The following is a 21283-nucleotide window of genomic DNA, read 5'->3' as shown; positions in this document are numbered from 1 at the left end:
ACCTCCTCGGTCGGGTCTGCCCGCTGAACTGCCCCGAACCCCCGGTGATCAAACCGGCGGGAATCCGACGTCACCCGAGTTGTCGCGAAACCGCCAGCGCCCGCGGACCCCGGGCCCGTCTACTGGCGATCATGACCGCACGCCACCCCCGCGCCGTCGCCGCCGTGACGCTCGGGATCTTCGCCATCGTCACCACCGAGATCCTCCCGATCGGGCTGCTGACGCCGATCGCGGACGGCTTCGGCGTCTCACCCGGGGTCGCCGGGTGGACGATGACCATGCCCGGGTTCGTCGCGGCCGTCGCGGCGCCCGTCGTCACCGTCGCGACAAAACGGCTCGACCGGCGGCCGATGCTCGCCGCGCTGATGCTCCTGCTCGCCCTCTCCGGCTTTCTCACCGCCGCCGCGCCCGCCTTCTGGGTGCTGCTCGTCGCGCGGTTCCTCGTCGGCCTGGTCATCGGCGGGTTCTGGTCGATCGGCGCCGGCCTCGCGCCGCGGCTCGCCCCCGCGAACACCGCCCGCGCGACGTCCGTGATCTTCGCCGCCGTCCCGCTCGGCTCGGTGCTCGGCGTGCCGCTCGGCACGCTCGTGGGGCAGCTCGCCGGCTGGCGGGCGGCGTTCCTCCTGCTCGCCGTGCTGAGCCTGGCCGCCTTCGCCGCGCTGCTGGTGTTCGTGCCGCCGTTGCCACCCGGCACGGTGACCCGGGCCGCCGTCCTAGAGAACCTGCTCCGCCGCCCGGGTGTCCGAAGTGGACTCGCGGTGACGTTCCTCGTCGTCCTGGCGCACTTCGGCACCTACACCTACGTCACGGCCCTGCTCAGTCCCGGCCTGACCAGCGCGTACCTGCTGGTCTACGGCGCGGCCGGGATCGCCGGGACCTTCCTCGCCGGCACCCGCCGCCTCCCGGTCACCTTCACCGCGGCGGCGCTCCTCATCGCCGTGGCCGCCGCGGCGCTGCCGTTCGCCGGCCCGATCGGCGCGTTCCCGCTGCTCGTCGTGTGGGGCCTCGGCTACGGCGCGGTGCCGGTCTGCTCGCAGACGTGGTTCGCCCGCGCGGCGCCGGACGCCCCGGAGGCGGCGACCGTGGTGTTCACGGCGTCCTTCCAGGCGACGCTCTCGGCGGGCGCGCTGGCCGGCGGGTTCGTGGTGGACGCGCTGTCGGTCCCGGCCGTGATGGTGGGCGGCGCCCTGGCCGCGGTGGTCGCGGCCGTGACGGTTCAGGGCACGCGGCGCACCGTCGCCCCGGCCCGCAGCGCGCGGGGGATCTCGGCGACGGCGTCGACCGCCGCCAGCAGCCGGTCCAGGTCCTCGGCCGACGCGGGGGAGTCCAGCTCGACGCGGTAGCTGATCCCGGTGGACGCCCAGGTCTCGGTGTCGAAGCCGCCGCCGGCCGTCACGCGGACGCCGGTCAGCTCGACGCCCAGGGGTTCCGCCTCGCGGTACAGGTCGTTGAGGACGCACCCCGCGGCGGCGAGGTTGAGCAGGTGACCGCCGGTGAAGTCCGTCTCGACGCTCACCCCCGCGGGCGTCCACCGGTGCGGGAACGTCACCCCGCTGACGCTGCGCAGCGAACCCGCCCCGGCCACGACCTCGAACGCCGGTGTCACCGGCTGTGCCCGATCCATTCGTCCTCCCAGGCGTGTTCGTACCGTTCGCGGTTGCAGCGCGGCCGGTACACCGCCGCCAGCTCGCGCACGATCTGCTCGCGGTGCGACCGCAGCCCGCCCGGCGGATCGTACGTGCAGATGTGCACTTTCCACCGCGAACCCGCCCGGGCGATCCAGCACGGCGCCCGCGGGTGCCGGAACGGCAGGCCCGCGGCGGCGAGGTCGTCGGCCTGCCCGGCGTAGATCACGGCGTAGCGGCCGGGGCGCACCTCGGCGTCGGGGCGGCAGAGGATCGCGTAGACGGCCGGGGCCGCGGGCGGGGTCCAGCCGCCGAGCAGCCGGGGGCCGTCGAACGGGTAGCCCGCCGCGGTGCCGAGGCGGATCACGAGCGCTCCAGCGCCGGCAGCAGCGCGGCCAGCTCCTCGAGGCCGCGCAGGTCCTGGCCGGACACGAGGACGTCGACGTGCGGGCGCACCACGCTCAGGCCGAGCGAGTCGCCGCCGGGGTGCGGGTTCGTCCACACGAGACGGTGGCACAGCCGGGCCAGCCGCTCCACCGCGCGGGCCAGGACGTCGGGGTCGCCGCGGTCGAGGCCGTCGGAGCAGACGACGACGATGCCGCCGCGGCACCGGCCCCGCCGGCCCCAGGTGCGGACGAACTCGGCCAGCGACGCGCCGATCCGCGTCCCGCCGTCCCAGTCGAAGACGGCTTTCGCGGCGCGGTCGAGGGCCTCGTCGACGTCGCGGGTGCGCAGTTCGTCGGTGATCCGCGACAGCCGGGTGCCGAAGCAGAACACCTCGACGTGCGTGGCCGCCCGGCCCGCCGAGTACGCGAACTGCAGCAGGGCGCGCGAGTAGTCCGCCATCGACCCGGAGACGTCCAGTACGAGCGTCAACGGCCGGGGCCGGACGCGGCGCCGCCGCCGGTGCAGCCGGGCCGGTTCGCCGGACAGCCGCAGCGATTCGCGCACGGTGGCGCGCAGGTCGGCGATCGGCCCGGTGCGGGCGGGGCGGCTGCGGCGGGTCCGCCGGCGCGGGGGCGTCAGCCCCAGGCGGACGGTCATGCGCCGGATCGCCGCCAGCTCGTCGGGTGTGCAGGCGCCGAACGCCTTGTACCGCAGGCTGTCCACAGTGGACGCGGCGAGTCCGGCGGCATGCGGGGTCTCCTGTTCTTCCCCGGGGTTCCCGGACTCCGGCGGGGAGAGCACGGCGTCGGACTCCAGGGTGGCGGTGAGGGTGGCGAACTCGGGCGGCGCGTCGTCGGCGTCGAGGAAGCAGCGGCGGAAGACGACGTCGTAGCGCGCGATGTCCTCGCGGCGGCGCACCAGCGTCAGCCGGCCCGCCCAGTAGACGTCGACCAGGTCGGCCGGGTCGAGCCGGGCCGCCGCCCGGCAGAAGGTGAGGACGTCGCCGGTGCCGACCGCGAGGCCCTCGGCCCGCAGCGCGCGCCCGAACCCCACGAGGACCCGCGCCAGGTCAGGCACCGGAGGTGAGTTCCGCCAGGTGCTCGCGCACGACGTCGAGGTCGTCGCGGTCCTTGACGACGGCGCCGAGGGTGTCGGTGGCCGACGCGTGGTCGAGGTCCGCGGCGCCGAGGAAGGTGAGCATCCGCGCCCAGTCGACGGTCTCCGCGACGCCCGGCGGCTTCGCCAGGTCGAGCTCCCGGAGCCGGTGCACGGCCGCGACCACCTTGCGCGTCAACGCTTCCCCGACGCCGGGCTCGCGGATCCGCACGATCTCGGCCTCGCGCTCGGCGTCCGGGTAGCCGATCCAGTGGTACAGGCACCGCCGTTTCAGCGCGTCGTGCAGCTCACGGGTGCGGTTGGACGTCAGTAGCACGACCGGGGGAGTGACGGCGGTGATCGTGCCGATCTCCGGGATCGTCACCTGGAAGTCGGCCAGCAGCTCCAGCAGGAACGCCTCGAACTCGTCGTCGGCGCGGTCGATTTCGTCGATCAGCAGCACCGCTCCGGCGCCGGCGCGGACGGCGGCCAGCAGCGGGCGCTCGACCAGGAACTTCGGCCCGAAGAGCTGGTCGACGGCCGTCTCGCCGGCGGCCTCGCGCTCCGGCAGGGCCCGGATCTGCAGCAGCTGGCGCGCGTAGTCCCATTCGTAGAGCGCCTGCGCGGTGTCGATGCCTTCGTAGCACTGCAACCGGATCAGGCGCTTTCCGAAGACCGCGGCGAGGGTGCGCGCCAGCTCGGTCTTGCCGACGCCGACCTCACCCTCCAGCAGCAGCGGCCGGTGCAGCGACACCGCCACCAGCAGCGCGGTGGCGAGGCCGCGGTCGGCGAGGTAACCGCCGCCGCGCAACGCCCCGGTGAGCTCCGCGACGGTGTCCGGGTAGTCCATCTACCGGTCCGGGCCGAGCACGAGGTCGCGGACCGTCGAGCCGCCGAGCTTGCCCTCGCGGGCGAGCCGGGCGCGCCACGCGGCGGCCGGGTCGTCGTCTTCGGCGAACCGGTCGAAACCGACGTTCGCCATGCTCTTGCAGGATTTCTGGGGCCCGCGGTCGAGGTCGTCGCCGGCCTGGCCGGTGGCACGCCAGACCGCGCGGAACACCTTCAGCGCGTCGCCGGGCTCGTCCATGGGCGGACGATAACTCGGTCGGACGCTGGGCCGGGGCGCGGATTAATGGTTCGCTTATCCGCGGTTGTGGCGGAACCGGGGTCACGGAGAGCATCTGCGCATGACGTTGGGCCAGCTGAACGCGTTCGTGCTGGTGGCCAGGCTGGGGTCGGTCACCGACGCGGCGAAGGCGCTCGGGGTGAGCGAGCCCGCGGTGTCCCAGGCGCTGGCCGCGCTGCGCCAGCACCACGGCGACAAGCTGCTGATCAAGCGCTCCGGCGGGATGACGCTGACCGCGGGCGGCAGCAGGCTGCTGCCGATCGCGTCGCAGATGGTCGCGCTCGGCGCGGAGGCCGACGCCGCCGTCCGGCAGGCCAACGGCGTCGCCGCGCGGCTGCGGCTCGCGGTGACCAGCGAGATCGCCGAGTTCGTCGCGAACCCGCTGCTGGAGGCGTTCCGCAGACGGGCGGGCAACACGATCGACGCGAACGCCGGCGTGGCGCGCACGGCCGAGCTGCCGGTCCTGGTCGCCAACCGGCTCGCCGACGTCGCGCTCGGCCCGCAGCCGGGCGCCGAAGGCGGGCAGGGCCTCGACAGCGTGCCGATCTTCCGCGGCTCGCTGGTGGTGGTGGGGTCGCCGCACGGGCGGCACCAGGGCGGCCCGGCGCACTGGCGGTGGCTGCTCGACCCGGCGGGCGCCGACCCGGGCAGCGACACCGGCCGGCTGCTGCGCGCGCTCGGCGTCGCGGACGACGCGATCCAGGTGTTCCCCAACCAGACGGCGGCCTGGTCGGCCGCAGCGAGCGGCGGGGGCGTGTCGGTCGCGCTGGAACACCTGGTCGCGCCGCAGCTGCGGCGCAAGGAGCTGACGGTGGTCCCGACCCGCGCGACCCCGGTGTCGGCCTGCTGGTTCGTGACGACGTTGCCGACGGACCGCCGCACCGGTGCGGCCAACTCGCTGCGGCACTTCCTGGGCACGCCGGGCGCGATGCACGTGATGCGGGCGCCGGGCAGCGGGGTGCCGCCGTCCCGCTTCCGGCCGCCGGTCTACGTGACGATCTGGAGCTGACGGCGTTCCACTGGTCGGAACACCGGGCTGTCGCGCGGGCCGGGCCCGGTGCGACGGTCGGGGCATGGCTCCCGTGATGGCGGCGATCGTCGGCCCCGGCAACATCGGCACCGATTTGCTGGCGAAGCTGCGACGCAGTGAAGTGATCGAAGTCGGTTACGTCGTCGGCGTGGTCGAGTCCGACGGGCTCGAACGCGCTCGCGCGCAAGGGATCGCGGCGTCCGCCGAGGGCGTCGACTGGCTGTTGCGCCAGGACCCGTTGCCGCAGCTGGTGTTCGAGGCGACGTCGGCGAAGGCGCACGCCGCGAACGCGCCGCGCTACGAGGCCGCCGGCATCCAGGCGATCGACCTGACCCCGGCGCACCTCGGCCCGATGGTGTGCCCACCGGTGAACCTCGGCGCGCACCTCGACGCCCCGAACGTCTCGATGATCACCTGCGGCGGTCAGGCCACGATCCCCATGGTGCACGCGGTTTCCCGGGTGACGCCGGTGCCGTACGCGGAGATCGTCGCGTCGGTCGCCTCGCGCGGCGCGGGGCCGGGGACACGGGCCAACATCGACGAATTCACCCGCACGACGTCCGGCGCGGTGGCCGAGATCGGCGGCGCCGGGCGCGGCAAGGCCATCATCATCCTCAACCCGGTCGAGCCGCCGATGATCATGCGGGACACGGTGTTCTGCGCGATCGGGATCGACGCGGACCGCGACGCGATCACCGCGTCCATCCACGAGATGGCCGACGAGGTCCGCAAGTACGTCCCGGGCTATGCGTTGCGCGCCGACCCGCAGTTCGACGACGCGCGGGAAGAGTGGGACGGCAACGCGCGCGTCGGGATCTTCCTGGAGGTCCGCGGCAACGGCGACTACCTGCCGGAGTACGCCGGCAACCTCGACATCATGACCGCCGCAGCCGCCCGGGTGGGCGAGCTGATGGCTCGCGCGAAGCAGGAGGTGGCGGCGTGAGTCGTCCCGAGTTGAAGCACGACGTCCGGATCGTCGACACCACGCTGCGCGACGGCAGTCACGCCATGGCGCACCGCTTCACCGAGCAGCAGGTGCGCGACACGGTGCGCGCGCTGGACCGCGCCGGCGTCGAGGTGATCGAGGTGACCCACGGCGACGGCCTCGGCGGATCGTCGTTCACGTACGGGTTTTCCGCCGTCGACGAACTGAAGCTGATCGCCGCGGCGCGGGAAGAGGCGAAGCAAGCGAAGATCGCGGTGCTGCTGGTGCCCGGCATCGGCACGGCCGAAGACCTGCAGCAGGCGTTCGACGCGGGCGCGGAGATGGTCCGCGTCGCGACGCACTGCACCGAGGCGGACGTCTCGCCGCAGCACTTCGGCCTGGCGCGCGAGCTGGGCATGGAGACGGCCGGGTTCCTGATGATGGCGCACCGCACGCCGCCCGAGGACCTGGCGAAGCAGGCCCGGATCATGGTGGACGCGGGCTGCCAGGCGGCCTACGTCACCGACTCGGCCGGCGCGCTGCTGATGCACGAAGCCCGCGCCCGGTTCGAGGCCCTGGTCGCCGAAGTCGGCGACGACGCCTGGGTCGGCTACCACGGCCACCAGAACATCTCGCTCGGCGTCGCGAACTCCGTGCTGGCCTACGAAGCCGGGGTCCGCTACATCGACGGGTCGCTCTGCGCCCTCGGCGCCGGGGCGGGCAACTCGCCGACGGAGGTCCTCGCGGCGGTGTTCGACCGCTTGGAGGTCGACACCGGCCTGGACGTCGGCGGCCTGCTGGACGCGGCCGAGGAGGTCGTCCGCCCGTACCTGCAGCGCTGGCCGAAGATGGACCGCAACGCGATCGTCCAGGGCTGGGCCGGGGTGTACTCGAGCTTCCTGCTGCACGCCGAGCGCGCGGCGGAGCGGTACGGGGTGCCGGCCCAGGCGATCCTGCGCCGCTGCGGGGAACTCGCGCTGGTCGGCGGCCAGGAGGACATGATCATCGACGTCGCGGTGCAATTGGCCGCGGAGGGGTAGCAACCGGATCCGGGGTTCGCGCGTGGTGGAGGCATGGACACCGCGACGACTCAGGACCGCAAGTCGGCCGAACTGGAGATCGTGACCTTCCGTGCCCTGCGGGAAGGCCCGCCGTACAAGGAAGCTTCGGGTTGGCGGCAGGCCCCCGCGGTGGTGATCGACATGCTGCTGCACTTGCTGGCCGGGCTGATCGTGGCGGGTTTGACGGGCGCAGAATCCTGGTCGTTCTTCGTCACTCTGGTGACGGCTTACGTCGTGGCGTCGTTCGTGCACCGGGTCCTGCTGCGCCGGTGGTGGGGTGTCACCATCGGCGGAGGACTCTTCGGGCTGCGCTGGGTCGAATCCGGGACCGGCCGGAGGCCGACCTTGGGGTGGTTCGCGTGGGCGTGGCTCATCGGGTCGCTGGTCACGGTGCTGACGGTGCTCACGGGCGGCTAGCGAACCGGTCCAGTGCGCCGAGCGTCCAGGCCCGCTTCACCGGGCTGCCGCGGTGCCCGGAGTGGTCGTCGATCAGCAGTTCCGCGCCCGGCCACGCCCGCGCCAGCTCCCACGCCGTCGTCACCGGGCAGCTCAGGTCGAGGCGGCCGTGGACCAGCACGCCGGGGATGCCCGCCAGCCGCCCGGCGTCGCGGATCACCGCGCCCTCCTCGAGCCAGCCCGCGTTCGCGTAGTAGTGGGCCGTCAGCCGGACGAACGCCATCATCGCGGCGTCCGGCGGTCCACTGTGGACACGCGGCGTCGCGCCCGGTTCGAGGGACAGCACCGTGTCCTCCCACTCCCGCCAGGCGAGGGCTGCGCGATCCCGCTGGGCGGGGTCTTCCAGCAGCCGGACGTAGTCGGCGACGACGTCGGCGGACCCGCCGCTGAACCGCTGCCACGCTTCCGGGAAGAACCGGCCGACCCCGCGGTAGAGCCAGTCGATCTCCGAGCGCCGCGTCGTGCTGATCGCGCTGAGCACGATCTCCGACACCCGGTGCGGGTACCGCTGCGCGTACACCAGCGCGAGCGTCGTGCCCCACGACCCGCCCGTCAGCAGCCAGCGGTCGATGCCGAGGTGCTCGCGCAGCCGTTCCAGGTCGGCGACCAGGTGCTCGGTCGTGTTGTGCGCCAGCGACGTCGCCGGGTCGGCGGCGTGGGGCAGGCTGCGGCCGCAGCCGCGCTGGTCGACCAGCACCGCGCGGTAGCGGGCCGGGTCGAACACCCGCCGCATCCCCGGCGCGCACCCCTGGCCGGGCCCGCCGTGCAGCATGACCGCCGGCTTGCCGTCGGGGTTGCCGCAGGTCTCCCAGTACACGCGATGGCCATCGCCGACGTCGAGCAGCCCGTGGTCGTACGGCTCGATCGGCGGGTACAGCTCGGTCATGAACGCGCCCCCGTGTCCTCGTGCGGTCACCGTCCGGATCCGACCCGTGATCATTCCGGATCGTCGCCGTCCACACGAGGGGATTTCCCGGCTGGCGGCTCGCCCGACGCGTTGCTCAGTCCGGCTCGACCGGAGAGGTGCAGCTGCCGTCGGGCCTGCTGCACCTCTCCGGTCGAGCACCCCGCCGCGATGAGCCACGCTTCGCTTACCGATGCGGCGGGGCACGCTGGCGTCCCGGCGCGCCCCTGCGAGGTCAGTCGGGTTCGCCGAACCACCGGCGCAGCGCGGCGTCCAGTCCCGCGGTGCCGCCGTCTTCCCGGGCCCAGGCGATGTGCCCGTCCGGCCGGATCAGGACGCCGGTCAGTGCGGGTTCGGTCTTCGCGGTGAGCACCCCGACCCGATCAGCCCAGCCGCTCGCCGTCTCGCGCAGTTCGGCGGACTCGGCGAGGTCCAGCAGCAGCCCCCGGCCGTCCTGGAGGTGCTCGCCGAGACGGGTGCCGTCGGCGAACGCGAAGTCGGGGGCGGCGCGGCCGGTGAGGTCGTGCTCGCCCTCGATCGGGTAGCGGTGCAGCACGCCGGAGAGCTTCTTGGCCAGGTAGGTCGCGCCGTCGCCGGTGTTCAGCAGGTCGGTGACGACGTGGCGCAGCGCCTGCGCCCGTGGGTCGGTGCGCATCAGCGCGATCTGCGCCCGCGTCCACTCGAGCACCCACTCACCGATCGGGTGTCGCTCGGTGGTGTAGCTGTCGAGCAGCCCGTCGGGCGCCGACCCGCGGATCGTCGCGGCCAGCTTCCAGCCGAGGTTGACCGCGTCGCCGACGCCGAGGTTGAGCCCCTGCCCGCCGAACGGCGAGTGCACGTGGGCCGCGTCGCCGGCCAGCAGGACCCGGCCGCGGCGGTAGGTGCTCGCCTGGCGCGCGTTGTCGGTGAAGCGCGTCGCGGTGTGCACCTTCGTGACCCGAACGTCCACTCCGGACACCCGCCGCAGGCTGTCTTCCAGCTCCTGCGCGGTGATCGGCGCGTCGCGGTCCTCGGGCGGCCCGTCGAACTCGACGGTGAGGATCCGGCCCGGCACCGGTCCGTGGACGTAGACGCCGTGGTCGGTGTGGTTCCAGCCGGTGCGGAGCGCGTCGGCGCCGGTCAGCTCGACCAGCGCCTGCCGCCCGGTGACGGTGGGGTCGGTGCCGGGGAAGTCGAACCCGGCCCCCTTGCGCACCAGGCTGCGGCCGCCGTCGCAGCCGACGAGCCAGCCCGCGCGGATCTCGTCGTCGCCGAGGTGGACGGTCACGCCGCCGTCGTCCGCCTCGAACCCGGTCACCGCGACCCCGCGGCGCACCTCGACGCCCAGGTCGGCGGCGCGCTCGGCGAGCAGCGCCTCGACCGCCTGCTGCCGCACCACGACCACGCCGGCCGCCGGGCCGACGTCGCGGAACGCCGGATCGTCGAAGTGGACGCCCGCCGAGCTCACCATGACCCCGGCGAAGTGCCCCACGGGCGGCACCGGCCTCGCGCCGCCGGCGCCGCGGCTCTTCAGGAACTCCTGCATCCGCGCGATGTCCTCCTGCACCAGCGCCTGGAGCGCGGGCAGCATGCCGCAGCGGTAGAACGCCTCGGCCGTCGGCAGGTTGATCGACCCCGCCTTGATCGTCTGGTCCGGTTCGGGCAGCCGTTCGGCGACGAGCACGTCGACGCCCGCCAGCCGCAGTTCGCAGGCGAGCATCAAGCCCACCGGTCCGCCCCCGGAGATCACCACATCCCTGTTCATGCTTTCGATGATGCCGACAAACTTGTACTGAGTCAAACTTTGTGCTCGGTCTATACTCTCGGTCCATGGCGGATCACGGACTGCGCGAGCGCAAGAAGCGGGCGACCCGGCAGCTCATCGCGGACATCGCGAGCGGCCTGTTCATCCAGCGCGGCTTCGAAGAGGTGACGGTCGCCGAGATCGCCGAGGCGGCGGGCGTCTCGAAGATGACGGTCTTCAACTACTTCCCGCGCAAGGAGGACCTGTTCCTGGACCGCCACGCCGACCGCATGGCCGACCTGGTCGCAGCAGTGCGCGCCCGACCGTCGGGCACATCGGCGGCTGCTGCCTTGAGACATCACCAGCACGAACTGCTGGCGGCCGGCCACCCCCTGTCGGGCGCGATCCAGGGCGCGTCGGGCTTCTGGTGGGTCCTGCGCTCGAGCCCGGCGCTGATGACGAGGTTCCACGAGCAGGAGCGCGAGATCGCGGAAGCGTTGGCGGAGGTGCTGTCGGAGGAAACGGGCGAGCCCCTGCGAGCCCGCACGGTGGCAGCGCTGCTGACAACGGCGATCAGCACGATCTTCGCGAACGCGGTAAGCCGCCTGGTAGCGGGCGACAAGGAAGCCGAGGTCCGCCGCGACCAGGTGACGGTGATCGACCAGGCTTTCGACCTGGTGGAACACGGAGTGGGCGACTACCCGGGCTGAGTTCGCAGCCGTGTTGGAGCCTTTGCCCGCCATGCGGCCCGCGACCCGCGCCGCCGCCACCGAGCCGGCGACGGTTGGCGAGCACACGGGATCGAGCGCTCAAGCTGCGGCGGCACGGTTCCCCTGGCCACTACGCGGATTGGGCGATCGAGCCGCGCGCTCGACGGCGGTGGGTGCGATCGGCGGCCGACCGGGCCCTGACCCCCGGTTGCCGCCCTCCGGTTGCTGTAGCGGCTCTCCCGGCAATCGTGTCGACTACTCCGGTCAGCATGGTGGCAGTTGCGGTCGGCGTGGGGGCCGTCGGCGGGCAACTCGGCCATTCGCGAACAGCCAACACGGCGACCGAAGTGGTCGACGTGGCGACCGGAAGGGCGGGCACGGTGAGGTGACCGGGGCGGCCGACACCGCGCCGGGAGTGGCCAACATGGCGACCGGAAGGGCCAACGTGGCGACGGGAGTGGCCAACACGGCGACCGAAGTGTCAACGTGGCGACGGGAGTGGTCGACGTGGCGACCGGAAGGGCGGGCACGGTGAGGTGACCGGGGCGGCCGACACGGCGCCGGGAGTGGCCACCATGGCGACCGGAAGGGCCAACACGGCGACGGGAGTTGCCGACACGGCGACCGGAAGGGTCAACGTGGCAACCGGACTTCAGCGCAATGCGGCCTTCGCGCCCTTCGCGACCGCGTCCGCCACCGTGGCCAGGCCGGGTGAGTCGAGCTTCCACTGCTGCCAGTGCAGCGGGACGTCGAGTGGGCGGTCCGGCGCCAGGTCCACCAGTGCCTCGCCGCGCCGGGCCGCCTGGATCTCCGGCACCATGCCCCAGCCCAGGCCCGCCGCTACCGCGTCCACAAAGGACTCCGATGCCGGGATGTGGTGGCGTACCAGCGTGAAGTTGCGGCGGCGGGTCAGCCCGCGGAGGAAGCGGTCCTGCAGGTCGTCCTTGCGGTCGAACACGATCACCGGGGCCGTCGGGAGCAGCTGGGGGAGCGGGCCGCCGGTCAGGCGGCGGTCGATGAACTCCGGGGATGCCATCGCGCGGTAGCGCATCCGGCCGAGCCGGCGGGACGTGCAGCCCTGCACCGGCTGCGGCGCCGCCGTGACCGCGGCCATCACCCGGCCCTCGCGCAGCAGCGCCGCCGTGTGGTCCTGGTCCTCGCGCTGGAGGTCGAAGCAGATCCCGAGGTTCTCGGGCACGGCGGCGAGCGCGGGCAGGAACCACGTGGCCAGGGAGTCGGCGTTCACCGCGATCGTCAGCGTCCGCGTGCCCTCCTCGCCGAACCCCAGCTCGCCGAGCGCGTCCTGCTCCAGCTGGGCCAGCGACCGCGCGAACCGGACCACCACCTGGCCCGACTCGGTGAGCCGCACCGGTTTCGTCCGCAGCAGCAGGACGCGGCCGGTGCGCTGCTCCAGGGCCTTCACCCGCTGGCTCACCGCGGACGGCGTCACGTGCAGCACCGCCGCGGCGGCGTCGAAACTCTGCTCGTCGACGACGGCGAGCAGTGTCCTGACCTGGTCGAGTGGCAGATCCGACATCACGAGCGCTAATGTTACGTAAGAATCTTTAGCTGGAGTAATGCGGCTCTCGGCCTCTAACGTCGGTGACGTGCTCGCTCTCCTCCTGGCCGGGTTCGGCACCGGCCTGTCCCTCATCGTCGCGATCGGCTCCCAGAACGCCTTCCTGCTGCAGCAAGGGCTGCGCGGCGGCACCGTCGCGCCGCTGGTCGCCATCTGCGCGGTGTCCGACCTGGTCCTGATCGCCCTCGGTGTCAGCGGGATCGGCGTCGTCCTCGGCCGGTGGCCGACGGTGATCGGCGTGATCGCCGTCGGCGGCGGCTTGTTCCTGCTCGGGTACGGTGCTCTCGCCGCGCGGCGGGCGTTCCGGCCGTCGGTGCTCAGTGTCGGCGACGGACGCACGCCGCTGCGCAAGGCGGTCCTCGCGTGCCTCGGCTTCACCTGGCTCAACCCGCACGTGTACCTCGACACCGTGCTGCTGCTCGGCTCGGTCGCGGTCGCCCACGGCGACGGCCGCTGGCTGTTCGGCCTCGGGGCCTGCGTCGCGAGCGCCGTCTGGTTCAGCGCCCTGGGGTTCGGCGCCCGCCGCCTGGCCGGGGTGTTCGCCCGGCCGGCGGCGTGGCGGGTGCTGGACGTGCTGATCGCGGTGACGATGGCCGGCCTCGGTGTGTCGATGGTGCTGAGCCGCGTCTGATCACACCGCGTCCGGTCACCACAGCTGGCCGCGGTCTTCGGCCGGTGGGCGTTCCAGCTCCAGCAGGAACGCCTTGCGCTTCAGGCCGCCCGCGTACCCGGTGAGCTTGCCGTTCTTGCCGACGACGCGGTGGCACGCCACCAGGATGCTCAGCGGGTTGCGCCCGACCGCCGCGCCGACCTCGTGCGGCAGCCCGCCGACGGCCTTCGCGAGGTCGCCGTAGGTGGCTGTCCCGCCGTACGGGATCTGGTCGATCGCGGCCCAGACGTCCCGCTGGAACTGGTCGCCCTCGGCGCGCGTCGGGACGTCGAACTCCGTGCGCTGCCCGGCGAAGTACTCCTTCAGCTGCCGGGCGGCCTCCGGGAACGCCGTGTCGTCACGCTCGCCGAACGCCGTGCGGTCCGGGCGGGTCCAGTGGTGCGGGAAGTACAGGCCGGTGACGACGGTGCCGTCGTCGTCGCCGACCAGGGTCAGCTCGCCGATCGACGAGTCGATGATCGTGTGTTTCACCAGTTCTCCCAACTGCTGCCGTCCGCCCGCGCGCCACGCAGGCCGGGCAGCGGACTCTCTCCGACGGCGGCCGTGACCACCGTCCGATGTGGACTCCACGACGTCGACGCCGCCAGCCGCCGGGCCATCCCGGCCCAGCCGGCCGGCGTCGCGCTGACGACCCAGACGTCCGGTTCGGGGGCCGCGAACCGCCGGGCTTGCCGCAGCCACGACGCCGCTGCCTCCGGCCAGGTCACCGTCGCCAGGACCAGGCCGCCCCACGCCGCGGCGATTCGCGCGCCGTCGGCCCGCGACCCCGCGTCGGCCGCCGTGCCGAGCACGATGTGCCGCGCTCGCCCCACGAGACGCAGTACCGCGTCGAGTTCCGCGTCGGTCATGTCGCGTCGTGGAACACGAGACCGAGCGTGTGCCGCTGCCCCGAACGGACCGCCGACACGCCGTGCCGCACCGGTGCCGCCGACCAGCCGCGAGCCGAGCGGACCGGCCGGTCGCGCGTGGTGAACACCAGGCCGTGGCCCTGCGGGATGAGCGTCGCCGTGCCGCGGGACTGCGCCCGCGGCCGTTGCTCGACCAGCAGGAACTCGCCGCCGGTGTGGTCGATGCCCGGATCGTTCAGGTTGATCACGACCTGCAGCGGGAACACCTTGTCCCCGTAGAGGTCCCGGTGCAGCGCGTTCCAGCCGCCCTCCTGGTAACGCAACAGGATCGGCGTCGGCCGGGCCTGGCCCGCGTCGTGGCAGATCGCCAGCCACTCCTCGAGGGTGTCCGGCCACTCGGAGTCCCGGCCGAGCCGGGCGGCCCAGTCACGCGCGATCGGCAGCAACCGCGGGTACAACGCCTGACGCAGCGCCCGGATCGGTTCCGGGAACGGCTCGGCAAAGTAGTGGTAGTCGCCGTGGTCCCCGAAGCGGTACCGCCGCAGGTTCACCGTCGCCCGGAAGTGCTCCGGCTCGCCCCAGAGCGCGACGAGCTTCGCGCATTCCGCGGGCGTGAGCAGCTGCGGCAGCAACGCACAGCCGTAGTCGTCGACCTCGGTGGCCACCGAGGCCCAGTCGGCCGAGGCGACGCGCTTCTCGAAAGTGCTCATACCTTGTAGACGCGTGGGCCGGGTGAAACGTGAGATCGGAACCGGCAGCTCAGGCCGCGGCTTCCAGGTCGAGCAGGACCCGCTTGGCCTCTTCGCCGCCGGCGTACTGGCCGTACGAGCCGTCGGAGCGGACGACGCGGTGGCAGGGGACCACCACCGGCAGCGGGTTGCGGGCGCACGCCGTGCCCACCGCGCGGACCGCCTTCGGGCTGCCCGCGGCCGTGGCGACCTGGGCGTAGCTCTCGGTGTGGCCGTAGCCGATCTCGGGCAGGTGCTCCAGGACCGAGAGCCGGAACCCGTGGGCCAGCCGGAAGTCCAGGGCCACGTCGAAGGTTTGCCGGCCACCGGTGAAGTACTCGTCGAGCTGACGGGTGACGGCGTCGAGACGGGCGGGGGCGCGCAGGATCCGGGGGCTGATGATGTCGGCCAGCTCGGCCAGCACGGCGTCGTGGTCCTGGCGGTCGAAGGCCACCTTGACCAGACCCCGCTCGGTCGCGGCCAGCAGCAGCGGGCCGACCGGGGAGTCGAGGGTGCGGTAGGCGAGGTCCAGCAGGCCCTCGCGCTCGGCGGCGGCGGACAGCCGCTCGTGCATGTGGTGTGGCACGACTTCGTAGCCCGTCCCGGGGTACGTCATGAAGATGTCACTCATGAGTGCGCTCCTTCCAAGCTCGCCGGATAGGTGACCCGCAGGGCCTTGACGCCGTCGGCGGCCGCCCGCCGGGCGGCGTCCGTGCTGCCCCCGATGATCTCCGCGATGTCGCGGTAGGGCAGCCCGGCCAGGTAGTGGTAGGCGACGGCGGCACGCTGCTTGTCCGGCAGCTTCGCCAGCGCGTTCCACAGGTCGCCGTCCCACTCCGCGGCCCGGCCGGGCCGATCCGGGACGTCGCCGACCGGGACCGGGCTGCGGGCCTGGGCGCGGGTGACGTCGACGGCCTTGCGGTGCGCGATCGTGACGAGCCACGCCTGGACGTTGGCGTCAGGCGGCAGGTCCGGGTACGCCTTGAGCGCCGAGAGGAAGGTTTCCGACCAGGCGTCTTCGGCGTCCGCCGGCCCGAGCACGGCCCGGCAGACCCGGAGGACCATCGGCCCGTGCTCGGCCACGACTTGCTCGAACGGTTTCACGATCACACCTAGTAGACGCGCCGGACGCGGGAAACGTGAGACCCGATCTTGTCACGCGTACGGGTACACCCAGTACCCGTCCCCGTCGAGGAGGTGGTTCGCGACGACGAACTGCCGGACACTCGCCAGCAGCGCCTGGTAGTCCGTGTCCAGCACCGGCTGGACCGCGTAGGACGCGCCCCGCTCGACGCCCGGCGCCGGCAGCGTCGCGCCGTCGTAGGTGGTGTCGAACGGGTAGACGGCACACGTGTTGACCAGCCCGTCCGGCCGGTTCGCGTAACCCGGGCCCCAGCGCTGGGCGCAGGCCTGCTCGGCGGTCGCGCGGTGGGCGGCCTGCGCCGCGGTGTCGTGGTGCAGCCGCGTGATCGGGTACGTCCGGCTCGCGCCGGTGCCCTGGTAGCCGGGGTTGCCCGGGACGAAGTGGCCCTGCCGGAGGCCGGGGTAGGTGGTCGGGAAGCCGGTCATCGCGGTCCGGACCAGCGCGGCCGACGCCGGGAAGCCGGACGTCGCCGCGTTGTCGAGGACGTAGAGCGGCTGGAAGCCGAACGCGCAGTCGCTGCCGGCCGCGTACGCCGGGTCCAGCAGACGGGCGACGTCGCAGCGCAGGTACGCGCTGTGCGCGCCGGTCACCAGCGTGGTGCGGCCGCCGGTGTCCTCGGCGACCAGGTGCCGCTCGCCGACGTACCAGGTGCGCTGCTCCGCCCGCACCGGCGGCGAGTCGGCGGGGGACGCGGGATCCGTGCCCTCCATGGTGAACACACGCGTTTCGTCGGACTGCGCGCGCCAGTCGGCGACGCTCTTGAGGACCTGCGCGCCCGCGGTGTCGCAGTGCGCGGTGCCGGTGGTGTAGCGCGGGCCGCAGCTCATCGAGACGCCGAACTTCATCGCGTCGGTGACCACGCCGGACAGCGACCAGCCGACCATCCGCGTCGCGACTTCGAGACGCCGTTGCGCGGGCAGCAGGTTGCTGGTCGAGATGACCCGGGCCCATGCCGCGCCGATGACCGCGCAGCCCGCTTCCGGGCAGGCGTAACGCTGGTAGGCCATGTCCGTGATGGTGCAGCTGGCGAAGCGGTTCTTCGTCCAGTAGCCGTTCTTGACGTCCTTGCGGCACTCGTCGAACGTCACGGGCGCCGGGGTGTTCTGGTCGAGACCGGACAGCTGCCGGGGTGCTTCCGCGGCGGCCACCGGGATCGCGCGGAAGACGCCGACCGCCCGATCGGGTGCCGCGGCGGCGGTCGCCGAAATGCTCGAGAAAAGGATGGTGGCAATTCCCAATGAACCGAAGAGCCGTGTTCTGAAAGGCATTACTCCCCATTCCGCGGATCCGGGCTGTCACGCTAGCGCGGCCCGATCAGCGGGGTCACTCCGACGAAGGAGTGAACGGAAAGTGTTGCCTCATCAACCAGTCACACGATCGAGGCGGTTCCGCTCACGACGGTGGCACCGAGTTCCGCGGAATTGTGCACCCGCGGTGACAGTCCGGCCGCGGCGAAGATTTCCCCGGCGACCGGAGCCTGCCGCTCGCTCGATTCGATCAGCAGCACGCCGCCCGGAGCGAGCCAGCCCGGAGCGCCCGCGGCGACCCGGCGGGCGAGGTCGAGCCCGTCCGCGCCGCCGTCGAGCGCGGTGAGCGGTTCGTGCAGCCGCGCCTCCGGCGGCATGGTCGCGACGGCGTCCGACGGCACGTACGGCACGTTCGCCAGGAGCACGTCGACGCGGCCGCGCAGGGAATCCGGCAGGGCGTCGTAGAGGTCGCCCAGGTACACCGCGCCGGGCACGTTGACGCGGGCGCACTCGACGGCCGCCGGTTCGACGTCGGCCGCGTGCAGCTCACCGGGGGTGACCAGCGAGGCGAACGCGGTCCCGAGCGCGCCGGACCCGCAGCACAGGTCGAGCACGACCGGGTCCGGCGGGGCCAGCGAGACGGCGACGTCGACCAGGAACTCCGTGCGGTGCCGCGGCACGAACACCCCGGGCGCCACGGTGATCCGCAGGCCGTGGAACTCCGCCCAGCCGAGCAGGTGTTCCAGCGGGAGGCCGGCGACCCGGCGTTCGACCAGCGACTCGAGCTCGGCCGACGTCTTCGCGGCGGCCAGGAGCAGGTCCGCTTCGTCCTCGGCGAACACGCACCCGGCGGCGCGCAGCTTCGAGACGACGTCGGCGTGGGAGGCGTGGGAGGTGTCGGGCACGGATCACCGTACCCGGGGATCAGGCCCGGACCTGCACCGCGTCGCCGACGCCGAGGCCGTCGAAGAACGCCGCCGAGTCGGCGTCGGACAGGTGCACGCAGCCGTGCGAGGGTGCGTCCAGCGGCCCGGCGTGGAACGCGATGCCGCCGGCGGCGAAGAACACCGAGTTGGGCATGTTCGTCCCGTAGATGCTGCTGTGGTGGTCCCGGTCCTTCCAGACGACGTGGAACGACCCGGCCGGCGTCGCCTGGTCGGGTGGCCCGAACCCGGCCTGGACCGGGCCGCGCACCACCTGGCCGTCACGCAGCAGCCACGCCAGGTGCTGCGACAGGCTCACGCACGCGCCGGTCTTGACGTCGCACGGCGGCGCGGGCGGCGGTGCCGGGGTGGGTGTGGGGGTCGGGGTCGCCGAAGTGGTCGGCGGCAGCGTCGACGGCTCCGCGATCAGGCTGGGCGTCGTCTCCCGCGGCGCGGCACAAGCCGCCGTGACCAGCAGGAACCCCAAGAGGGCCACCGCCCGCGTGCTGCGCATCCGTCGTCTCCTCGTGTCGTGCGTCCGCAGTTCAGTACGTCCGAGCGGGCCGAAAGGTTGAGCCGGGCGTGCAACGGGCGTGTCCCTGCGTGCAGCACGGCTAGCGTGACGGGTACCCGGACGGTCAAGGTCGAACCATGACGAAGCTGAGCGCCGAGCAGATCGCCCGGCACGCCTACGACGCCGGGTTCCGCGGCCAGGGCCTGACCACCGCGGTCGCCGTCGCGCTGGCCGAGTCCGGCGGCCGCACGACCGCGCACAACGGGACCCCGCCGGACAACTCCTACGGCCTCTGGCAGATCAACATGCTGGGCGCGCTCGGCCCGGACCGGCGCCACCAGTACCACCTGAAGTCGAACGACGCGCTGTTCGACCCGGACACCAACGCGCGGGTCGCGAAGGACATCTCCAGCGACGGCAAGGACTTCACGCCCTGGTCGACGTACACGAACGGCGCCTACAAAGACCACCTGACCGCGGCGCGCAAGGCCGCCCAGGACGTCACGAAGCACCACGGCAAGCCGTCTCACGCGCAGTCCGGGAGCACGCAGAGTGGTGCGCTCCGGGTCGACGACACCGTGCTGCACGCCTACGTCAAGCGCACCCACGGCGTCTCCGACGCCCTCGGCGGCGCGGCCGGGCACCTGGGCGACGTCCGGGACATCGCCGGGGACAGCTTCGGCAAGATCGGCAAGGAGTCCGGGTTCGCCGACGCGCTCGCCGGCTTCGGGCTGGCGCTGCAGAAGCAGGTCAAGGGCGTCGGCACGCACGCCACCGGGCTGGCCACCGCCGCGCAGAAGGCCGCCAAGTCCTACCGCGACCACGAGACGGCCACCGCCGCCGCCCTCGACGAACACGCCCGACGGAGCTGACATGGACACGACCGCGCTCGCGCACTCGTTCGCGAAGGACCTCATCGCGCACCGCAACAAGCTCGCCGGGAAGGCGGAGGACGCCGTCCGCGCCGAGTACGCGCTCAACCGGGTGGCGTCGTCGCTGGACGACCAGCACGCCGCCTACCACAAGGAAAGCACCACCGTCCTGGGTCACTGGGACGGCCACGGCTCCGACGGCTTCAAGCACAACAGCGCGAAGCTGACGAAGGAGCTGAAGGTGACCGGCACCGCGGGGGCGGCGGCCGAGAAGATCGTCGCGCACATCGCGTCCACAGTGGACAGCGGGCACACGGCCGTGCAGCGGCTCGTCGACGAGTACACCACCAAGGCCAAGCAGGTCCTCGACGCCGGCACCACCGCCGGGACGCAGGCCGCGCTGATGCGGGCCGTCGGGCACGCCGCCGACCTCGCGCCGCACTACACGCGGCAGTCGGCGTCGACCCTGCGGCACGTCGACGCCGAACTCAAGGCGGCGGCGAAGAAGCTGCGCGCGTTGCAGAAGGACCTGACGCACGACGGCGTCATGGACAAGGCCGTGGCGAAAACCGAGGCCACGCACGCCAAGAAGCCCCACGGTGGCGGCACGAGCAAGGCGTCCGCCAAGGGCAAGGACGTCGTGCACGCGGCGCGCATGCAGATGGGCGTCCGCGAGAACCCGCCGGGCAGCAACAAGAACCCGTACGGGCCGACCGCCGCGTGGTGCTCGTCGTTCGCGACGGCGATGTGGCGCAAGGCCGGGGTGAAGATCCCGATCCTGCCCTTCAGCGGCGACGTCTACCACTGGGGCCAGGAGAACGGGCACGCGTACGGCAAGAACTCGCTGCACGACGCGCGTCCTGGTGACGTGCTGATCTTCGGCACCGGCCCGCAGAACACGTCGACGAGCACGCACATCGGCATCGTCGAGAAGGTCGAAGGCGACAAGGTCACGATGATCGAAGGCAACTCCGGGGACGCGGTCCGCCGCAACACGCACACGCTCTCGTCGTCGACGTTCTACGGAGGGGTCCACCCGTGATCACCGGAAAAGCCGCCGATCGGACGGTCGCCGTCGAGGTCGCGCCCGGCGGCGCGCTGCAGGAGCTGACGCTGGAGGCGTCGGCGCTCCGCCTCGAGCCGGACGAACTGGCCCGCCGCATCCTGCTGCTCACCGCGGCGGCGTCGGCCCGCGCGACGGCGTCGCTGTGGCACACCCTGCCGGAAGGCGACCTGGACGCGCTCGGCCTGAGCGTGCCCGGGGAGCCGGCGGAAGAGACGACGCCCGAGAGCTGGCGAGCCCAGTGAGCGCCGAGCGCACGGCCGTGGAACTGGCCGACGACGCCTTCGCGGCGCCCGACCCGGGCTACGGCGCCCGGCTGGCCCTGATCCGCGCCGCCGCGGCCGCCGACGGCGTCTCGCTGACGGTGGACCTGCACGGGTCCCTGGTGGACCTCCGGTTCGACCGGTGGGCGGTGAACCGCTCACCGGGAGAGCTGGCGGCCGTGGTGAAGCGCCTGGCGGCCGAGGCCGCGACCGACGCGCTGCGGCAGGGGCGGGAGGTGCTGGGCGAGCTGCTGCCGGAGTCCTCGCTGCTCGCCGAGCGCGTGTGGGGCCCGGAAACGCGCCCCGTCCGGCTGGCGCGGCTGGACCGGGAGGACGACGCGTTCGCCCCGGCGACCTGGGCCACCTGACGGTCGTGAGTGGTAATTCGGG

Annotated in this window: 26 protein-coding genes and 1 pseudogene; 11 read left to right on the top strand and 16 right to left on the bottom strand. The window is 73.0% G+C overall.

Translation table 11 applies throughout. The features are described from left to right. Nucleotides 1–131: 131 nt before the first annotated feature. Nucleotides 132–1343 (top strand): MFS transporter, encoded by a 1212-nt coding sequence (locus OG439_RS17955; RefSeq protein ID WP_326950498.1) that lies wholly within the window; start codon nt 132–134, stop codon nt 1341–1343. Here the strand turns inward: OG439_RS17955 and OG439_RS17950 are convergent. The 5 genes and pseudogenes from OG439_RS17950 to OG439_RS17930 all read right to left on the bottom strand — a co-directional run. Further along, nucleotides 1292–1624, bottom strand: a pseudogene (locus tag OG439_RS17950) (hypothetical protein); the annotation flags it as partial. The gene OG439_RS17955 and the pseudogene OG439_RS17950 overlap by 52 nt on opposite strands. After that, nucleotides 1603–1992, bottom strand: a complete 390-nt coding sequence (locus OG439_RS17945; protein ID WP_326950497.1) for a hypothetical protein — start codon at nt 1990–1992, stop codon at nt 1603–1605. The pseudogene OG439_RS17950 and the gene OG439_RS17945, both read right to left, overlap by 22 nt. After that, nucleotides 1989–3089, bottom strand: a complete 1101-nt coding sequence (locus OG439_RS17940; RefSeq protein ID WP_326950496.1) for a vWA domain-containing protein — start codon at nt 3087–3089, stop codon at nt 1989–1991. Before OG439_RS17940 ends, OG439_RS17945 begins: the two co-directional genes overlap by 4 nt. Beyond that, nucleotides 3082–3957 carry an AAA family ATPase gene (locus OG439_RS17935; RefSeq protein ID WP_326950495.1) on the bottom strand — a complete coding sequence of 292 codons (876 nt, stop codon included), beginning with the start codon at nt 3955–3957 and terminating at the stop codon, nt 3082–3084. Before OG439_RS17935 ends, OG439_RS17940 begins: the two co-directional genes overlap by 8 nt. Beyond that, nucleotides 3958–4194 (bottom strand): hypothetical protein, encoded by a 237-nt coding sequence (locus tag OG439_RS17930; protein ID WP_326950494.1) that lies wholly within the window; start codon nt 4192–4194, stop codon nt 3958–3960. It lies immediately after the preceding gene. Nucleotides 4195–4294: 100 nt separating this feature from the next. Between OG439_RS17930 and OG439_RS17925 the strand changes: the two genes are divergently transcribed. From OG439_RS17925 to OG439_RS17910, 4 genes are all read left to right on the top strand, one after another. After that, nucleotides 4295–5242: a LysR family transcriptional regulator gene (locus tag OG439_RS17925; RefSeq protein ID WP_247052656.1), complete on the top strand. Its 948-nt coding sequence runs from the start codon at nt 4295–4297 to the stop codon at nt 5240–5242. Nucleotides 5243–5306: 64 nt separating this feature from the next. Continuing rightward, a complete protein-coding gene (locus OG439_RS17920; RefSeq protein ID WP_326950493.1) occupies nt 5307–6206 on the top strand; it encodes an acetaldehyde dehydrogenase (acetylating) in 900 nt (299 codons plus the stop codon). Next, nucleotides 6203–7228: a 4-hydroxy-2-oxovalerate aldolase gene (dmpG, locus tag OG439_RS17915; RefSeq protein WP_326950492.1), complete on the top strand. Its 1026-nt coding sequence runs from the start codon at nt 6203–6205 to the stop codon at nt 7226–7228. The genes OG439_RS17920 and dmpG overlap by 4 nt, the downstream gene beginning before the upstream one ends. Nucleotides 7229–7261: 33 nt before the next feature. Next, nucleotides 7262–7666: an RDD family protein gene (locus tag OG439_RS17910; protein WP_326950491.1), complete on the top strand. Its 405-nt coding sequence runs from the start codon at nt 7262–7264 to the stop codon at nt 7664–7666. Here the strand turns inward: OG439_RS17910 and pip are convergent. Then, nucleotides 7653–8591 carry a prolyl aminopeptidase gene (pip, locus tag OG439_RS17905; RefSeq protein ID WP_326950490.1) on the bottom strand — a complete coding sequence of 313 codons (939 nt, stop codon included), beginning with the start codon at nt 8589–8591 and terminating at the stop codon, nt 7653–7655. The genes OG439_RS17910 and pip overlap by 14 nt on opposite strands. A gap of 253 nt (nt 8592–8844) precedes the next feature. Beyond that, a complete protein-coding gene (locus tag OG439_RS17900) occupies nt 8845–10353 on the bottom strand; it encodes an FAD-dependent oxidoreductase (RefSeq protein WP_326950489.1) in 1509 nt (502 codons plus the stop codon). Between the two features lie 65 nt (nt 10354–10418). On the opposite strand from OG439_RS17900, the gene OG439_RS17895 reads away from it, so the two are divergent. Next, nucleotides 10419–11042: a TetR/AcrR family transcriptional regulator gene (locus OG439_RS17895; protein ID WP_326950488.1), complete on the top strand. Its 624-nt coding sequence runs from the start codon at nt 10419–10421 to the stop codon at nt 11040–11042. A 652-nt stretch (nt 11043–11694) separates the two neighbouring features. On the opposite strand, the gene OG439_RS17890 is transcribed toward OG439_RS17895, so the two are convergent. Then, nucleotides 11695–12579, bottom strand: a complete 885-nt coding sequence (locus OG439_RS17890; protein ID WP_442792339.1) for a LysR family transcriptional regulator ArgP — start codon at nt 12577–12579, stop codon at nt 11695–11697. Nucleotides 12580–12649: 70 nt separating this feature from the next. Between OG439_RS17890 and OG439_RS17885 the strand changes: the two genes are divergently transcribed. Then, entirely contained in the window at nt 12650–13252 is a 603-nt protein-coding gene (locus tag OG439_RS17885) for a LysE/ArgO family amino acid transporter (protein WP_326950486.1), read from the top strand. A gap of 15 nt (nt 13253–13267) precedes the next feature. On the opposite strand, the gene OG439_RS17880 is transcribed toward OG439_RS17885, so the two are convergent. The 8 genes from OG439_RS17880 to OG439_RS17845 all read right to left on the bottom strand — a co-directional run bounded on the left by OG439_RS17880 (nt 13268) and on the right by OG439_RS17845 (nt 18695). After that, on the bottom strand, nt 13268–13747 hold the full coding sequence (locus tag OG439_RS17880; RefSeq protein ID WP_442792338.1) for a methylated-DNA--[protein]-cysteine S-methyltransferase: 480 nt from the start codon (nt 13745–13747) through the stop codon (nt 13268–13270). A gap of 11 nt (nt 13748–13758) precedes the next feature. Continuing rightward, the gene (locus OG439_RS17875; protein ID WP_326950484.1) at nt 13759–14139 is read right to left on the bottom strand and encodes a hypothetical protein; all 381 of its coding nucleotides are present in this window, start codon (nt 14137–14139) and stop codon (nt 13759–13761) included. Next, complete coding sequence (locus tag OG439_RS17870) at nt 14136–14849, bottom strand: 2OG-Fe(II) oxygenase (RefSeq protein ID WP_326950483.1); 714 nt, start codon at nt 14847–14849, stop codon at nt 14136–14138. The genes OG439_RS17875 and OG439_RS17870 overlap by 4 nt, the downstream gene beginning before the upstream one ends. 49 nt (nt 14850–14898) lie before the next feature. Next, the gene (locus OG439_RS17865) at nt 14899–15498 is read right to left on the bottom strand and encodes a methylated-DNA--[protein]-cysteine S-methyltransferase (RefSeq protein ID WP_326950482.1); all 600 of its coding nucleotides are present in this window, start codon (nt 15496–15498) and stop codon (nt 14899–14901) included. After that, nucleotides 15495–15977: an RNA polymerase sigma factor gene (locus tag OG439_RS17860; RefSeq protein ID WP_326950481.1), complete on the bottom strand. Its 483-nt coding sequence runs from the start codon at nt 15975–15977 to the stop codon at nt 15495–15497. The genes OG439_RS17865 and OG439_RS17860 overlap by 4 nt, the downstream gene beginning before the upstream one ends. A gap of 45 nt (nt 15978–16022) precedes the next feature. Continuing rightward, nucleotides 16023–17279, bottom strand: a complete 1257-nt coding sequence (locus OG439_RS17855) for a transporter (RefSeq protein WP_326950480.1) — start codon at nt 17277–17279, stop codon at nt 16023–16025. 101 nt (nt 17280–17380) lie between these two features. Beyond that, a complete protein-coding gene (locus OG439_RS17850) occupies nt 17381–18163 on the bottom strand; it encodes a putative protein N(5)-glutamine methyltransferase (RefSeq protein ID WP_326950479.1) in 783 nt (260 codons plus the stop codon). A gap of 19 nt (nt 18164–18182) precedes the next feature. Further along, nucleotides 18183–18695 carry a L,D-transpeptidase gene (locus tag OG439_RS17845; RefSeq protein ID WP_326950478.1) on the bottom strand — a complete coding sequence of 171 codons (513 nt, stop codon included), beginning with the start codon at nt 18693–18695 and terminating at the stop codon, nt 18183–18185. A gap of 137 nt (nt 18696–18832) precedes the next feature. Here OG439_RS17845 and OG439_RS17840 point away from each other — a divergent pair, with 137 nt between their 5' ends. Genes OG439_RS17840 through OG439_RS17825 form a run of 4 tightly spaced genes read left to right on the top strand, consistent with a single transcriptional unit; the run spans nt 18833 to nt 21261 of the window. After that, the gene (locus OG439_RS17840) at nt 18833–19567 is read left to right on the top strand and encodes a transglycosylase SLT domain-containing protein (protein ID WP_326950477.1); all 735 of its coding nucleotides are present in this window, start codon (nt 18833–18835) and stop codon (nt 19565–19567) included. A gap of 1 nt (nt 19568) precedes the next feature. Further along, complete coding sequence (locus OG439_RS17835; protein ID WP_326950476.1) at nt 19569–20609, top strand: CHAP domain-containing protein; 1041 nt, start codon at nt 19569–19571, stop codon at nt 20607–20609. After that, nucleotides 20606–20875, top strand: coding sequence for a YbaB/EbfC family DNA-binding protein (locus OG439_RS17830; protein WP_326950475.1), 270 nt, complete (start codon nt 20606–20608; stop codon nt 20873–20875). The genes OG439_RS17835 and OG439_RS17830 overlap by 4 nt, the downstream gene beginning before the upstream one ends. After that, nucleotides 20872–21261 (top strand): hypothetical protein, encoded by a 390-nt coding sequence (locus OG439_RS17825; protein WP_326950474.1) that lies wholly within the window; start codon nt 20872–20874, stop codon nt 21259–21261. The genes OG439_RS17830 and OG439_RS17825 overlap by 4 nt, the downstream gene beginning before the upstream one ends. Nucleotides 21262–21283: the final 22 nt, after the last annotated feature.

It is taken from the genome of Amycolatopsis sp. NBC_01307 (assembly GCF_035975215.1).
Lineage (GTDB): Bacteria > Actinomycetota > Actinomycetes > Mycobacteriales > Pseudonocardiaceae > Amycolatopsis.
This window is presented reverse-complemented; position numbering and strand designations above follow the sequence as displayed.

Excerpts from the sequence above, each read along its gene's own strand:
- OG439_RS17955 (WP_326950498.1), top strand. The coding sequence starts at position 132 with ATGACCGCACGCCACCCCCGCGCCGTCGCCGCCGTGACGCTCGGGATC.
- OG439_RS17935 (WP_326950495.1), bottom strand. The coding sequence starts at position 3,957 with ATGGACTACCCGGACACCGTCGCGGAGCTCACCGGGGCGTTGCGCGGC.
- OG439_RS17930 (WP_326950494.1), bottom strand. The coding sequence starts at position 4,194 with ATGGACGAGCCCGGCGACGCGCTGAAGGTGTTCCGCGCGGTCTGGCGT.
- OG439_RS17925 (WP_247052656.1), top strand. The coding sequence starts at position 4,295 with ATGACGTTGGGCCAGCTGAACGCGTTCGTGCTGGTGGCCAGGCTGGGG.
- OG439_RS17920 (WP_326950493.1), top strand. The coding sequence starts at position 5,307 with ATGGCTCCCGTGATGGCGGCGATCGTCGGCCCCGGCAACATCGGCACC.
- OG439_RS17910 (WP_326950491.1), top strand. The coding sequence starts at position 7,262 with ATGGACACCGCGACGACTCAGGACCGCAAGTCGGCCGAACTGGAGATC.
- pip (WP_326950490.1), bottom strand. The coding sequence starts at position 8,591 with ATGACCGAGCTGTACCCGCCGATCGAGCCGTACGACCACGGGCTGCTC.
- OG439_RS17900 (WP_326950489.1), bottom strand. The coding sequence starts at position 10,353 with ATGAACAGGGATGTGGTGATCTCCGGGGGCGGACCGGTGGGCTTGATG.
- OG439_RS17895 (WP_326950488.1), top strand. The coding sequence starts at position 10,419 with ATGGCGGATCACGGACTGCGCGAGCGCAAGAAGCGGGCGACCCGGCAG.
- OG439_RS17890 (WP_442792339.1), bottom strand. The coding sequence starts at position 12,579 with ATGTCGGATCTGCCACTCGACCAGGTCAGGACACTGCTCGCCGTCGTC.
- OG439_RS17875 (WP_326950484.1), bottom strand. The coding sequence starts at position 14,139 with ATGACCGACGCGGAACTCGACGCGGTACTGCGTCTCGTGGGGCGAGCG.
- OG439_RS17870 (WP_326950483.1), bottom strand. The coding sequence starts at position 14,849 with ATGAGCACTTTCGAGAAGCGCGTCGCCTCGGCCGACTGGGCCTCGGTG.
- OG439_RS17865 (WP_326950482.1), bottom strand. The coding sequence starts at position 15,498 with ATGAGTGACATCTTCATGACGTACCCCGGGACGGGCTACGAAGTCGTG.
- OG439_RS17855 (WP_326950480.1), bottom strand. The coding sequence starts at position 17,279 with ATGCCTTTCAGAACACGGCTCTTCGGTTCATTGGGAATTGCCACCATC.
- OG439_RS17845 (WP_326950478.1), bottom strand. The coding sequence starts at position 18,695 with ATGCGCAGCACGCGGGCGGTGGCCCTCTTGGGGTTCCTGCTGGTCACG.
- OG439_RS17840 (WP_326950477.1), top strand. The coding sequence starts at position 18,833 with ATGACGAAGCTGAGCGCCGAGCAGATCGCCCGGCACGCCTACGACGCC.
- OG439_RS17835 (WP_326950476.1), top strand. The coding sequence starts at position 19,569 with ATGGACACGACCGCGCTCGCGCACTCGTTCGCGAAGGACCTCATCGCG.